Genomic DNA, 13,028 nt, shown 5'->3' on the forward strand with positions numbered 1-13,028 from the left:
GATGAAGATTATCGTACCTGCAACCAGTGCTAATATCGGGCCAGGTTTTGACTCGGTTGGTGTAGCTGTAACCAAGTATCTTCAAATCGAGGTCTGCGAAGAACGTGATGAGTGGTTGATTGAACACCAGATTGGCAAATGGATTCCTCATGACGAGCGTAATCTCTTGCTCAAAATCGCCTTACAAATTGTACCAGACTTGCAACCAAGACGTTTGAAAATGACCAGTGATGTTCCCTTGGCGCGTGGTTTGGGTTCTTCTAGCTCTGTTATTGTTGCTGGGATTGAACTAGCCAACCAATTAGGCCAGCTCAACTTGTCAGACCATGAAAAATTGCAGTTAGCGACCAAGATTGAAGGGCATCCAGACAATGTGGCTCCAGCCATTTATGGTAATCTCGTTATTGCAAGTTCTGTTGATGGGCAAGTTTCAGCTATCGTAGCAGACTTCCCAGAGTGTGATTTCCTAGCCTACATTCCAAACTATGAATTGCGCACTCGAGACAGCCGTGGTGTCTTACCTAAAAAATTGTCCTATAAGGAAGCTGTTGCTGCCAGTTCTATCGCCAATGTGGCGGTTGCAGCTTTGTTAGCGGGAGATATGGTGACAGCTGGGCAAGCAATCGAGGGAGACCTCTTCCACGAGCGTTACCGTCAGGACCTAGTGAGAGAATTTGCGACGATTAAACAAGTAGCCAAAGAGAATGGTGCCTATGCAACCTACCTCTCTGGTGCTGGACCAACAGTTATGGTCTTGGCTTCTCATGACAAGATGCCAACGATTAAGGCAGAATTGGAAAAGCAACCCTTCAAAGGAAAACTGCATGATTTGAAAGTTGATACCCAAGGTGTCCGTGTTGAAGCAAAATAAAGAATAGAGGATAGGATGGGGAAACTCTCGACCAGAGGGCTTCCTATCCTTTTTTTGAAAAGAAGTTTATACTCAATGAAAATCAAAGAGCAAACTAGGATGCTAGTCGCAGGCTGCTCAAAACAGTGTTTTGAGGTTGTGGATAGAACTGACGAAGTTAGCTCAAAATACTGTTTTGAGGTTGCAGATGTAAGCTGACGTGGTGTGAAGAGATTTTCGAAGAGTATTAGTTAAAAACTTGATAAAGGAGAAATAAAGATGGCAGAAATTTATCTAGCAGGCGGTTGTTTTTGGGGCCTAGAGGAGTATTTTTCACGTATTTCTGGAGTGTTGGCAACTAGTGTTGGCTACGCTAATGGGCAAGTCGAAACGACCAATTATCAACTGCTTAAGGAAACAGACCATGCAGAGACGGTTCAAGTGATTTATGATGAGAAGACAGTGTCACTCAGAGAGATTTTACTTTATTATTTCCGAGTCATCGATCCTTTATCGATTAATCGACAAGGGAATGACCGTGGTCGCCAATATCGTACTGGGATTTATTACCAAGATGAAGCAGATTTGCCAGCTATCTACACGGTGGTGCAGGAGCAGGAGCGCATGCTTGGGCGAAAGATTACAGTAGAGGTGGAGAAACTACGTCATTACATTCTGGCTGAAGACTACCACCAAGAATATCTCAAGAAAAATCCTTCAGGTTACTGTCATATTGATGTGACGGATGCTGAGAAGCCATTGATTGACGCAGCAAATTATGAAAAGCCTAGTCAAGAGGTGTTAAAGGAAAGCTTAACTGAAGAGTCTTATCGTGTTACTCAAGAAGCTGCTACAGAAGCGCCGTTTAGTAATGCCTATGACCAAACTTTTGAAGAGGGCATTTATGTAGACATTACGACGGGGGAGCCACTATTTTTTGCAAAGGATAAGTTTGCTTCAGGTTGTGGTTGGCCAAGTTTTAGCCGTCCAATTTCCAAGGAATTGGTTCACTACTACAAAGATCTGAGCCATGGAATGGAGCGAATCGAGGTTCGTTCTCGGTCAGGAAATGCTCACTTGGGGCATGTTTTCACAGATGGACCTCGGGAGTTAGGTGGCCTTCGTTACTGTATCAATTCTGCCTCTTTACGCTTTGTGTCCAAGGATGAGATGGACGAAGCAGGATATGGCTATCTATTGCCATACTTAAACAAATAAAATTGAGAGGGTGGGAGTTCCCCACTTTCTTCATTTCCAGAATACGCATAGAAGGGATTTATGAAAAACTTATTACTATACTTCAAACCCTACATCAAAGAATCAATTCTAGCACCCTTGTTCAAGTTATTAGAAGCTGTGTTTGAACTCTTGGTTCCCATGGTGATTGCAGGAATTGTTGACCAATCCTTGCCCCAGAGAGATCAAGGGCATCTCTGGATGCAGATTGGTCTGCTCCTTATCTTTGCAGTCATTGGCGTTTTAGTGGCCTTGGTAGCTCAGTTTTATTCAGCCAAGGCAGCGGTTGGGTTTACCAAAGAACTGACAAACGACCTTTATCGTCATATTCTTTCCTTACCTAAGAACAGTAGAGACCGTCTGACAACTTCGAGCTTGGTGACTCGCTTGACTTCGGACACCTATCAGATTCAGACTGGTATCAATCAATTCCTGCGTCTCTTTTTACGAGCACCTATTATCGTTTTTGGTGCCATTTTTATGTCCTATCGCATCTCGGCTGAGCTGACTTTCTGGTTCTTGGTCATGGTTGTGATTTTGACCATTATCATTGTAGGCCTTTCTCGGCTGGTCAATCCTCTCTACAGTAGTCTCAGAAAGAAAACGGACCAACTGGTTCAGGAAACACGCCAGCAATTACAAGGGATGCGGGTTATTCGTGCTTTTGGTCAAGAAAAACGAGAGTTACAGATTTTTCAAACCCTTAACCAAGTCTATGCTCGATTGCAAGAAAAGACGGGTTTCTGGTCTAGTTTGTTAACACCTCTGACTTATCTGATTGTTAATGGAACTCTTCTCATCATCATCTGGCAGGGCTATATTTCGATTCAAGAAGGTTTACTCAGTCAAGGCGCCCTGATTGCTCTTATCAACTATCTCTTACAGATTTTGGTGGAATTGGTCAAATTAGCCATGCTGATCAATTCTCTCAACCAGTCCTATATCTCAGCCAAGCGAATCGAAGAAGTCTTTGCTGAAGCTTCAGAAGATATTCACTCAGAGTTAGAAGAAAAGCAAGCTACCAGTGATCAGGTTTTACAAGTCCAAGAACTGACCTTTACCTATCCTGATGCGGCCCAGCCTTCTCTGAGAGACATTTCCTTTAATATGAAGCAAGGGCAAAGCCTTGGTATCATTGGGGGAACGGGTTCTGGTAAATCAAGCTTGGTGCAAGTCTTACTTGGACTTTACCCAGCAGACAAGGGGAGCATTGACCTTTATCGAGATGGACGTAGTCCTCTTAATCTTGAGCAGTGGCGGTCTTGGATTGCCTATGTACCCCAAAAGGTCGAACTTTTTAAGGGAACTATTCGTTCTAACTTGACTTTAGGTTTCAATCAAGAAGTGACTAACCAGGAACTCTGGCAGGCCTTGGAGATTGCGCAAGCTAAGGATTTTGTCAGTGAAAAGGAAGGGCTCTTGGATGCCCTAGTTGAGGCAGGAGGACGAAATTTCTCAGGTGGACAAAGACAAAGGTTGTCTATTGCTCGAGCAGTCTTGCGCCAAGCTTCATTTCTCATCCTAGATGATGCTACCTCGGCCCTTGATACCATCACTGAGTCCAAGCTCTTGAAAGCTATTCGAGAAAATTTGCCAAATACGAGCTTAATTTTGATTTCTCAAAGAACATCGACTTTACAGATGGCTGACCAGATTCTCCTCTTGGAAAAAGGTGAGTTACTAGCTGTTGGCAAGCATGAGGATTTGATGCAAACTAGTCAAGTCTATCGTGAAATCAATACATCCCAACATGGAAAGGAGGATTAACATGAGACGACAAACTGCAAACCAGACTCTCAAACGTTTAGCCGTAGATTTAGCAAGCCATCCCTTCCTCCTTTTCCTAGCCTTTCTAGGAACTATTGCCCAAGTTGGCTTATCAATTTACCTACCTATCTTGATTGGGCAGGTCATCGACCAAGTTCTAGTGGCTGGTTCATCACCAGTTTTTTGGCAGATTTTCATCCACATGATTTTAGTAGTCATAGGAAATACTCTGGTACAATGGGTAAATCCTCTTCTTTATAATCGCCTAATCTTCTCTTATACCAGAGACTTGCGAGAGCGAATCATCTATAAGCTCCATCGTTTGCCGATTGCTTTTGTGGATCGGCAAGGCAGTGGAGAGATGGTCAGTCGTGTGACCACAGACATAGAACAGTTGACAGCTGGTTTGACCATGATTTTTAACCAATTTTTCATTGGTGTTTTGATGATTTTGGTTAGTATTCTAGCCATGCTTCAGATTCATCTCCTCATGACTCTCTCGGTCTTGCTCTTAACACCTCTGTCTATGGTCATTTCACGCTTCATTGCCAAGAGATCCTATCATCTCTTTCAGAAGCAGACAGAGACTAGGGGGATTCAAACTCAGCTGATTGAAGAGTCAATTAGCCAGCAGACCATTATCCAGTCTTTTAATGCTCAGGAAGAATTTATAAATAGACTGCGTGAGGCTAATGACAATTACGCAGGCTATTCTCAGTCAGCCATTTTTTATTCTTCAACGGTTAATCCTTCGACTCGCTTTGTCAATGCGCTTATTTATGCTCTTCTTGCTGGAGTAGGAGCTTATCGTATCATGATGGGTTCAACCTTGACAATCGGGCGTTTAGTGACCTTTTTAAACTATGTTCAGCAGTATACCAAGCCCTTTAACGATATTTCTTCAGTTCTAGCTGAGTTGCAAAGTGCTCTGGCTTGTGCAGAGCGCGTCTATGCTGTCTTAGAAAGTCCTGAGGTGGCTGAAACAGGTAAGGAAGTCTTGACAAGTGACCAAGTTAAGGGAGCTATTTCCTTTAAACAGGTCTCTTTTGGCTACAATCCAGAAAAAATCTTGATTAAGGAGTTGTCTATTGATATTCCAGCTGGTAGCAAGGTAGCCATTGTTGGTCCGACAGGTGCTGGGAAATCAACTCTTATCAATCTTCTCATGCGTTTTTACCCTATTAACTCAGGAGATATCTTGCTAGATGGCCGTTCCATTTACGACTATACCCGAGCATCATTGAGACAGCAGTTTGGGATGGTGCTACAAGAAACCTGGCTCAAGCAAGGGACTATTCATGACAATATTGCCTTTGGAAATCCTGATGCCAGTCGGGAGCAAGTGATTGCTGCTGCCAAAGCAGCCAATGCAGACTTTTTTATCCAACAGTTGCCACAGGGCTATGATACCAAGTTGGAAAATGCAGGAGAATCTCTCTCTGTTGGGCAAGCCCAGCTCTTGACCATCGCCCGAGTCTTTCTAGCTATCCCTAAGATTCTTATCTTAGACGAGGCAACTTCATCCATTGATACGCGGACAGAAGTGCTAGTACAGGATGCCTTTGCTAAACTCATGAAGGGGCGCACTAGCTTTATCATTGCCCACCGCTTGTCAACTATTCAGGATGCAGATTTGATTCTTGTCTTGGTGGATGGTGACATTGTTGAGTATGGGAACCATCAGGACCTTATGGATAGGAAGGGCAAGTATTATCAAATGCAGCAAGCAGCAGCTTTTAGCTCAGAATAAGCCTTTCTATTTTGAAATCTTATGGACGAAAAAAGTTGCCTTCGGGTGACTTTTTTGTTACAATAGCTAGAAAAATTATTCGCTATAAATTGTCTTTTAGAAAAGGAGCCTAGAATGAAAGTCTATCAGCATGTAAATATCGTGACTTGTGACCAAGATTTCCATGTTTATCTGGATGGAATCTTAGCAATTAAGGATTCTCAAATCATCTATGTCGGTCAAGAGAAGCCAGAGGTTTTAGTGCAAGCTGAGCAGATTATAGACTATCAGGGAGCCTGGATCATGCCTGGATTGGTCAATTGTCACACCCATTCTGCTATGACAGGCTTGCGAGGAATTCGGGATGACAGCAATCTCCATGAATGGCTCAATGACTATATCTGGCCAGCAGAAGCTGAGTTTACTCCAGACATGACTACCAAGGCGGTCAAAGAAGCTCTGACAGAGATGCTCCAGTCAGGAACAACAACCTTTAATGATATGTATAATCCCAATGGTGTGGATATTGAACGGATTTATCAGGCAGTGAAAACTTCCAAGATGCGTTGCTATTTCTCACCGACTCTTTTTTCTTCAGAGGCAGAGACAACTGCTGAGACCATAAGTAAAACTCGAGCAATTATTGAGGAAATTATTGGATATGAAAATCCAAATTTCAAGGTTATGGTAGCCCCACATTCTCCCTACAGCTGTAGTAAAGATTTACTGGAAGCGAGTTTGGATTTGGCAAAAGAACTGAATATTCCCATCCATATCCATGTGGCTGAGACCAAGGAGGAATCAGGAATTATCCTGAAACGCTACGGCAAACGCCCCCTTGCTTTTCTAGAAGAACTGGGTTACTTAGATCATCCGTCCGTCTTTGCTCATGGGGTAGAATTAAACGAGCGAGAAATTGAGCGCTTGGTATCCTCTCAAGTGGCTATTGCCCACAATCCTATCAGTAACCTCAAACTGGCATCAGGAATTGCTCCAATTATCCAGATCCAAAAAGCGGGTGTGGCTGTGGGAATTGCGACAGATTCAGTTGCTTCCAACAACAACCTTGATATGTTTGAGGAAGGACGGACTGCAGCCCTCCTTCAGAAGATGAAAAGTGGAGATGCCAGCCAATTTCCTATCGAAACAGTTCTCAAGGCTCTGACAATCGAAGGGGCTAAGGTTCTAGGAATGGAAAATCAGATAGGAAGTCTAGAAGTTGGTAAGCAGGCAGATTTTCTGGTTATTCAACCACAGGGGAAAATCCATCTCCAACCCCAAGAAAATATGCTCTCTCATCTGGTTTATGCAGTCAAATCTAGTGATGTAGATGATGTTTATATCGCTGGAGAACAGGTCGTTAAGCAAGGTCAAGTCCTGACAGTAGAACTTTAAAAGAAAAATCACGAAAAATTTTAAAAAAGTTTGCAAAAATCTTGCATTCTTTTTTTAACTATGCTATACTTATATACGGTTTGAAAAAACTGCCTAAGACAGTAGGGGAGCTCGACTCATAAGGATCCTACCGAGGACAAAACGTATCATGTAAAAAGAAGCGTATTGTACTTTCGTGTCTAGGTTTGGGCGCGTTTTTCTTTTGGAAAAATTTCCCCAAGCAAAATAATAACGGAGGTGAACACACTAATGAGTGAAGCAATTATTGCTAAGAAAGCGGAACTAGTTGACGTAGTAGCTGAGAAAATGAAATCTGCTGCATCTATCGTCGTTGTAGACGCTCGTGGTTTGACAGTTGAGCAAGATACAGTTCTTCGTCGTGAGCTTCGTGGAAACGAAGTTGAGTATAAAGTCATTAAAAACTCAATCTTGCGTCGTGCAGCTGAAAAAGCTGGTCTTGAAGATCTTGCATCAGTATTTGTTGGACCATCTGCAGTAGCATTTTCTAACGAAGATGTTATCGCACCAGCGAAAATCTTGAACGACTTTTCTAAAAACGCTGAAGCACTTGAAATCAAAGGTGGTGCAATCGAAGGCGCTGTCGCATCTAAAGAAGAGATTATTGCTCTTGCAACTCTTCCAAACCGCGAAGGACTTCTTTCTATGCTCCTTTCTGTACTTCAAGCGCCAGTGCGCAACGTTGCTCTTGCAGTCAAAGCGGTTGCAGACAACAAAGAAGACGCAGCTTAATTTTAAGCTACGCAGCGTAGCCTAGCTACGAAAAAATCTATTATAAATTTAAAAACATATTTGGAGGAAATAACAATGGCATTGAACATTGAAAACATTATTGCTGAAATTAAAGAAGCTTCAATCCTTGAATTGAACGACCTTGTAAAAGCTATCGAAGAAGAATTTGGTGTAACTGCAGCTGCTCCTGTAGCTGTTGCTGCAGCTGGTGCTGCTGACGCTGGTGCTGCTAAAGATTCATTCGACGTTGAATTGACATCTGCAGGCGACAAAAAAGTTGGCGTTATCAAAGTTGTACGTGAAATCACTGGTCTTGGTCTTAAAGAAGCTAAAGAACTTGTTGACGGTGCACCAGCACTTGTTAAAGAAGGCGTTGCAACTGCAGAAGCTGAAGAAATCAAAGCTAAATTGGAAGAAGCTGGAGCTTCAGTTACTCTTAAATAAGAGGCATATACCAATTAGAATTCGGAATACTATAGTATCAGCCTTTTAGAATCGTGAACACATTTTAGAAACTGATAAATTAATTTAGTTTCCTACCAAAAACCCTACCAAAAATTAATTTGGCAGGGTTTTTCTTTTTATGTGACTATTAGTCCGTCTCGCTCCGTTAGGTGCGAGACAAAAAAACCACCCGCTATGCGGGTGCGCGTCGAAGGTTATACCCAAAAAACTCCAAACGCGATACAATAAAGGTGTTCAAGCCAATTGTAAAGCGAAAGGAGAAAAATATGGCACAAAAGGCACATAGTTTATCGCACACAAAGTGGCACTGTAAGTATCACATTGTGTTCACCCCTAAGTATAGACGAAAAGTAATCTATAATCAATATCGAAGTAGTTTAGGAGAAATATTTCATCGCTTGTGTGGTTATAAAGGAGTTGAAATTATCGAGGGTCACTTAATGCCAGACCATGTACATATGTTAGTAAGTATTCCACCAAGGATAAGTGTTTCAAGTTTCATGGGTTATTTAAAAGGTAAAAGTGCACTCATGATGTTTGACAAACACGCCAATTTCAAGTACAAGTTTGGGAATCGGCATTTTTGGGCGGAAGGTTATTATGTGAGTACGGTTGAACTCAATGAAGCCACAATTAAGAAATATATTCAAGATTAAAGAAATTATCCAGTGGATGATTTCTTCACGAGTATGAAAATTTGAAAACGAGTAAAGCATGATATAGCACTAGATAAATTAAGTGTAAAAGAATATGAGGATCCCTTTAGGGATAGTGGTAAGTAATACTAAAGCCTCTTTAAGAGGCAAGTGACGAGTCAAGAGCAATAAGGCTTGAACAACGTGAAAGCCAGCGTCTTTAGGCGCTGGCTGGTAATTTGGGCTTATAGCCCTGGTTCAAACCACCCGTTAGACGGGTGGTCATGATTATGTAGCAGGGGGTAAAAAAGGAATAAATAACTATACAAATTGTTTAACTCAACATAAAAACCCCCAATCATAGTGATTGAGGATTGAGCTATAAATCTTATACTTAATGAAAATCAAAGAGCAAACTATAGGAAGCTAGTCGCAGGCTGTACTTGAGTACGGTAAGGCGACGCTGACGTGGTTTGAAGAGATTTTCGAAGAGTATTAAACAATACCTTGGGCAATCATAGCATTTGCTACATTTTCAAAGGCAGCAATGTTAGCTCCTGCAAGGTAGTCTTTATCAAGACCATATGTTTCTGAAGTTGTTTTAGCTGTGTTGAAGATGTTTGTCATGATGTCTTTGAGACGTCCATCAACTTCTTCACGAGCCCATGAAAGGCGAAGGCTATTTTGGCTCATTTCAAGGGCTGAAACGGCTACACCACCAGCGTTGGCAGCTTTTGCAGGTCCGTAGAAGATACCATTTTCTTTGTAAACTTTGATGGCATCAAGGTCGCTTGGCATGTTAGCACCTTCAGATACACAGATAACTCCTTGAGCAACCAAGCGTTTAGCTGCTTCACCGTTGATTTCGTTTTGAGTAGCACATGGAAGAGCGATATCATAGTTACCAGCGTAAGTCCATACAGAACCCTCGTGGTAGCTTGCAGTTGCTTTTTCAGCAGCATACTCAGTCAAGCGAGCACGACGTTTTTCTTTAACATCTACTAAAAGGTCAAAGTCGATACCATTTTCGTCAATGACATAACCATTTGAGTCAGAAACAGAGATAACTGTTGCACCAAGTTCAGTTGCTTTTTGAAGAGCGTACTGAGCTACGTTACCAGAACCTGAAATAACAACTTTCTTACCAGCAAAGCTGTTGCCGTTAGCTTTGAGCATTTCTTCAGTGTAGTAAACCAAACCGTAACCAGTTGCTTCTGGACGAATCAAGCTACCACCAAATCCAAGAGGCTTACCAGTCAAGACACCAGCATCAAATTGGTTAAGGCGTTTGTATTGACCGTAAAGGTAACCAATCTCACGTCCACCAACACCGATATCACCGGCAGGTACGTCAAGTGACGGTCCGATGTGTTTTTGCAATTCAGTCATGAAACTTTGACAGAAGCGCATCACTTCAGCATCTGTTTTACCTTTAGGATCGAAGTCTGATCCACCTTTACCTCCACCGATTGGAAGTCCAGTCAAGACGTTTTTGAAGATTTGTTCAAATCCGAGGAATTTCAAAATCCCTTGGTTTACAGTTGGGTGGAAACGAAGTCCGCCTTTGTATGGTCCAACAGCTGAGTTGAATTGAACACGGTAACCACGGTTTACTTGAATGTTTCCATCACGGTCAACCCAAGGAACACGGAAAGAAATCACGCGCTCTGGCTCAGTAATGCGTGCCAAGATATTTTCTTCGATATACTCAGGGTGTTTTTCAAATACAGGTTCCAAAGTGTTGAAAAATTCTTCAACAGCTTGGAGGAATTCAGCCTCGTGCCCGTTACGAGCTTTTACAGTTTCAAACACGCTTTGGATATATTCTTTAGCAGATGTCATATCGTTCTCCTTAAATTCTAATTTAATTATGTGTGTCATTATAGCAGAATTTTTTTAACTGTAAAGAGAAAAACAAAAATTTTCTAAAAATTCTTTCAATTCAGTTCCAGATTTTTCTTTAATTCATAAAATACGAACCTTTTTCTTGGAAATATCTTTCTCAAAGAGAAATTGTGAAAATATGGTATAATATTAGCAATAAAAGGAATCTGGAGGATCAGAATCATGGTATCAACGAAAACACAAATTGCTGGTTTTGAGTTTGAAAATTGTTTGATGAATGCAGCAGGTGTGGCTTGTATGACGATAGCAGAGTTAGAAGGAGTTAAAAACTCAGTGGCAGGAACCTTTGTCACTAAGACAGCGACCCTGGACTTCCGTAAGGGAAATCCTGAGCCACGCTACCAAGATGTTCCGCTTGGTTCTATCAACTCTATGGGCTTGCCAAATAATGGCTTAGACTATTATTTGGATTATCTTTTGGATCTGCAGGAAAAAGAGCCGAACCGAACTTTCTTCTTATCTCTGGTCGGCATGTCTCCAGAGGAAACCCATACTATCTTGAAAAAAGTCCAAGAGAGTGATTTTCGTGGTCTAACAGAGCTAAACCTTTCTTGTCCAAATGTTCCAGGAAAACCTCAGATTGCCTATGATTTTGAGACGACAGACCGTATCTTGTCAGAGGTATTTGCCTACTTTACCAAACCTCTTGGAATTAAGCTCCCACCATATTTTGACATTGTTCACTTTGACCAAGCGGCAGCTATTTTCAACAAATATCCGCTCAAGTTTGTCAACTGCGTTAACTCTATCGGGAACGGCCTCTATATAGAAGATGAGTTGGTCGTGATTCGACCTAAGAATGGTTTCGGTGGGATTGGTGGAGAGTACATCAAACCGACTGCTCTAGCCAATGTTCACGCTTTCTACCAACGTCTCAATCCTCAAATCCAAATCATCGGAACAGGTGGTGTTCTGACTGGTCGTGATGCCTTTGAACACATCCTCTGTGGAGCGAGTATGGTGCAGGTGGGAACCACCCTTCACAAAGAAGGTGTCGGTGCCTTCGAACGTATTACCAAGGAACTGAAAGCAATCATGGTGGAAAAAGGGTACGAGAGCTTAGAAGATTTCCGTGGAAAATTGCGCTATATTGACTAAATGAAATCAAAAAATCAGAAGAAAGGAGAGAAGATGCTAGCCATTGAAGAAAGTCAGAAGTTGACTTTATCCAATTTACCGAGTCTGAGCCTTTTTACAGGCATAGATCAGGGCCAGTTTGAAGTGATGAAAAGTCAAGTGCTGAAACAGATTGGTTATGATTCTGCAGACCTCAACTTTGCCTACTTTGATATGAAAGAAGTGACCTACAAGGATGTGGAACTGGAGTTGGTTAGCCTTCCCTTCTTTGCGGATGAGAAAATCGTGATATTAGACCATTTTGTCGATATCACAACAGCCAAGAAACGCTTTTTAACAGATGATGAGCTTAAGTCGTTTGAGGAATACCTTGATAACCCTTCGCCAACAACCAAGTTGTTGATCTTTGCGGAAGGAAAACTGGATAGCAAAAGACGGTTGGTTAAATTACTTAAGCGTGATGCCAAGGTTTTTGACGCAGTAGAAGCCAAAGAACAAGAATTGCGCCAGTATTTCCAAAAGTGGAGCCAGAAACAAGGTCTGCAGTTTGTGGGGCAATCCTTTGAAAATCTACTTATCAAATCTGGTTTTCAATTTAGCGAAATCCAGAAAAATCTCCTCTTTTTACAGTCTTATAAGGCAGATTCTATTATTGAGGAAGAGGATATTGTCAATGCTATTCCCAAGACCTTACAGGATAATATTTTTGATTTAACTCAGTTTATTCTGACTAAAAAGATGGACCAAGCGCGCGACTTGGTTAGAGACTTGACCTTGCAAGGGGAAGATGAAATCAAGTTGATTGCAGTCATGCTAGGACAATTTCGTACTTTTACTCAGGTGAAAATTTTGTCGGAGTCTGGCCAAACAGAAGCGCAGATTGCAAGTAGTTTAGGTAGTTATCTAGGACGGATTCCCAATCCCTATCAAATCAAGTTTGCATTAAGAGATTCGCGAGGACTTTCCTTGAGCTTTTTGAAGCAAGCTATTTCCTATTTGATTGAGACAGACTATCAGATTAAGACAGGTCTTTATGAAAAAGGTTTCCTTTTTGAAAAGGCACTCTTACAGATTGCTAGTCAGGTAAATTGATATTTTTTTGAAACTCCAGCCCGCGTCAGGATTAGCTTGTCGTGTGTTTCTTGCTGATTTGCTTATCTTTAAGCAAAAAACTTGAAAAAAGTGAATGTTTGCGTTATCATTTTCATATAGAAAGAAA

10 protein-coding genes, 1 pseudogene and 1 other annotated feature are annotated in these 13,028 nt (G+C 41.7%); of the genes and pseudogenes, 10 read left to right on the top strand and 1 reads right to left on the bottom strand.

What is annotated here, in order from left to right; translation table 11 throughout:
• Position 1: 1 nt before the first annotated feature.
• The 8 genes and pseudogenes from thrB to tnpA all read left to right on the top strand — a co-directional run.
• Positions 2–871 (top strand): homoserine kinase, encoded by an 870-nt coding sequence (gene thrB / locus SK642_RS03515; RefSeq protein WP_024057159.1) that lies wholly within the window; start codon positions 2–4, stop codon positions 869–871.
• 258 nt (positions 872–1,129) lie between these two features.
• The gene (msrB, locus tag SK642_RS03525; RefSeq protein ID WP_033683399.1) at positions 1,130–2,068 is read left to right on the top strand and encodes a peptide-methionine (R)-S-oxide reductase MsrB; all 939 of its coding nucleotides are present in this window, start codon (positions 1,130–1,132) and stop codon (positions 2,066–2,068) included.
• A gap of 60 nt (positions 2,069–2,128) precedes the next feature.
• Complete coding sequence (locus SK642_RS03530; RefSeq protein WP_033683400.1) at positions 2,129–3,853, top strand: ABC transporter ATP-binding protein; 1,725 nt, start codon at positions 2,129–2,131, stop codon at positions 3,851–3,853.
• Between the two features lies 1 nt (position 3,854).
• Positions 3,855–5,603 carry an ABC transporter ATP-binding protein gene (locus SK642_RS03535; RefSeq protein WP_033683401.1) on the top strand — a complete coding sequence of 583 codons (1,749 nt, stop codon included), beginning with the start codon at positions 3,855–3,857 and terminating at the stop codon, positions 5,601–5,603.
• A 114-nt stretch (positions 5,604–5,717) separates the two neighbouring features.
• On the top strand, positions 5,718–6,977 hold the full coding sequence (locus SK642_RS03540) for a TRZ/ATZ family protein (protein WP_033683402.1): 1,260 nt from the start codon (positions 5,718–5,720) through the stop codon (positions 6,975–6,977).
• Between the two features lie 74 nt (positions 6,978–7,051).
• Positions 7,052–7,187, top strand: a sequence feature (ribosomal protein L10 leader region).
• A gap of 39 nt (positions 7,188–7,226) precedes the next feature.
• A complete protein-coding gene (gene rplJ, locus SK642_RS03545; protein ID WP_033683404.1) occupies positions 7,227–7,727 on the top strand; it encodes a 50S ribosomal protein L10 in 501 nt (166 codons plus the stop codon).
• Between the two features lie 75 nt (positions 7,728–7,802).
• A complete protein-coding gene (gene rplL, locus SK642_RS03550) occupies positions 7,803–8,171 on the top strand; it encodes a 50S ribosomal protein L7/L12 (protein ID WP_001196965.1) in 369 nt (122 codons plus the stop codon).
• A gap of 287 nt (positions 8,172–8,458) precedes the next feature.
• A pseudogene (tnpA, locus tag SK642_RS03555) lies at positions 8,459–8,845 on the top strand (IS200/IS605 family transposase); the annotation flags it as partial.
• A 477-nt stretch (positions 8,846–9,322) separates the two neighbouring features.
• On the opposite strand, the gene gdhA reads toward tnpA, so the two are convergent.
• Positions 9,323–10,669: an NADP-specific glutamate dehydrogenase gene (gdhA, locus tag SK642_RS03560; protein ID WP_033683405.1), complete on the bottom strand. Its 1,347-nt coding sequence runs from the start codon at positions 10,667–10,669 to the stop codon at positions 9,323–9,325.
• 225 nt (positions 10,670–10,894) lie between these two features.
• On the opposite strand from gdhA, the gene SK642_RS03565 reads away from it, so the two are divergent.
• Both SK642_RS03565 and holA read left to right on the top strand, forming a co-directional pair.
• Positions 10,895–11,830, top strand: a complete 936-nt coding sequence (locus SK642_RS03565; protein WP_033683406.1) for a dihydroorotate oxidase — start codon at positions 10,895–10,897, stop codon at positions 11,828–11,830.
• A 33-nt stretch (positions 11,831–11,863) separates the two neighbouring features.
• Complete coding sequence (gene holA, locus SK642_RS03570) at positions 11,864–12,901, top strand: DNA polymerase III subunit delta (RefSeq protein WP_033683668.1); 1,038 nt, start codon at positions 11,864–11,866, stop codon at positions 12,899–12,901.
• The last annotated feature ends 127 nt before the right edge of the window (positions 12,902–13,028 follow it).

Origin of the sequence: Streptococcus mitis, assembly GCF_000722705.1 — a bacterium.
In the GTDB taxonomy this organism is placed as follows: Bacteria; Bacillota; Bacilli; order Lactobacillales; family Streptococcaceae; genus Streptococcus; species Streptococcus mitis_P.

Excerpts from the sequence above, each read along its gene's own strand:
- thrB (WP_024057159.1), top strand. The coding sequence starts at position 2 with ATGAAGATTATCGTACCTGCAACCAGTGCTAATATCGGGCCAGGTTTT.
- msrB (WP_033683399.1), top strand. The coding sequence starts at position 1,130 with ATGGCAGAAATTTATCTAGCAGGCGGTTGTTTTTGGGGCCTAGAGGAG.
- SK642_RS03530 (WP_033683400.1), top strand. The coding sequence starts at position 2,129 with ATGAAAAACTTATTACTATACTTCAAACCCTACATCAAAGAATCAATT.
- SK642_RS03535 (WP_033683401.1), top strand. The coding sequence starts at position 3,855 with ATGAGACGACAAACTGCAAACCAGACTCTCAAACGTTTAGCCGTAGAT.
- SK642_RS03540 (WP_033683402.1), top strand. The coding sequence starts at position 5,718 with ATGAAAGTCTATCAGCATGTAAATATCGTGACTTGTGACCAAGATTTC.
- rplJ (WP_033683404.1), top strand. The coding sequence starts at position 7,227 with ATGAGTGAAGCAATTATTGCTAAGAAAGCGGAACTAGTTGACGTAGTA.
- rplL (WP_001196965.1), top strand. The coding sequence starts at position 7,803 with ATGGCATTGAACATTGAAAACATTATTGCTGAAATTAAAGAAGCTTCA.
- gdhA (WP_033683405.1), bottom strand. The coding sequence starts at position 10,669 with ATGACATCTGCTAAAGAATATATCCAAAGCGTGTTTGAAACTGTAAAA.
- SK642_RS03565 (WP_033683406.1), top strand. The coding sequence starts at position 10,895 with ATGGTATCAACGAAAACACAAATTGCTGGTTTTGAGTTTGAAAATTGT.
- holA (WP_033683668.1), top strand. The coding sequence starts at position 11,864 with ATGCTAGCCATTGAAGAAAGTCAGAAGTTGACTTTATCCAATTTACCG.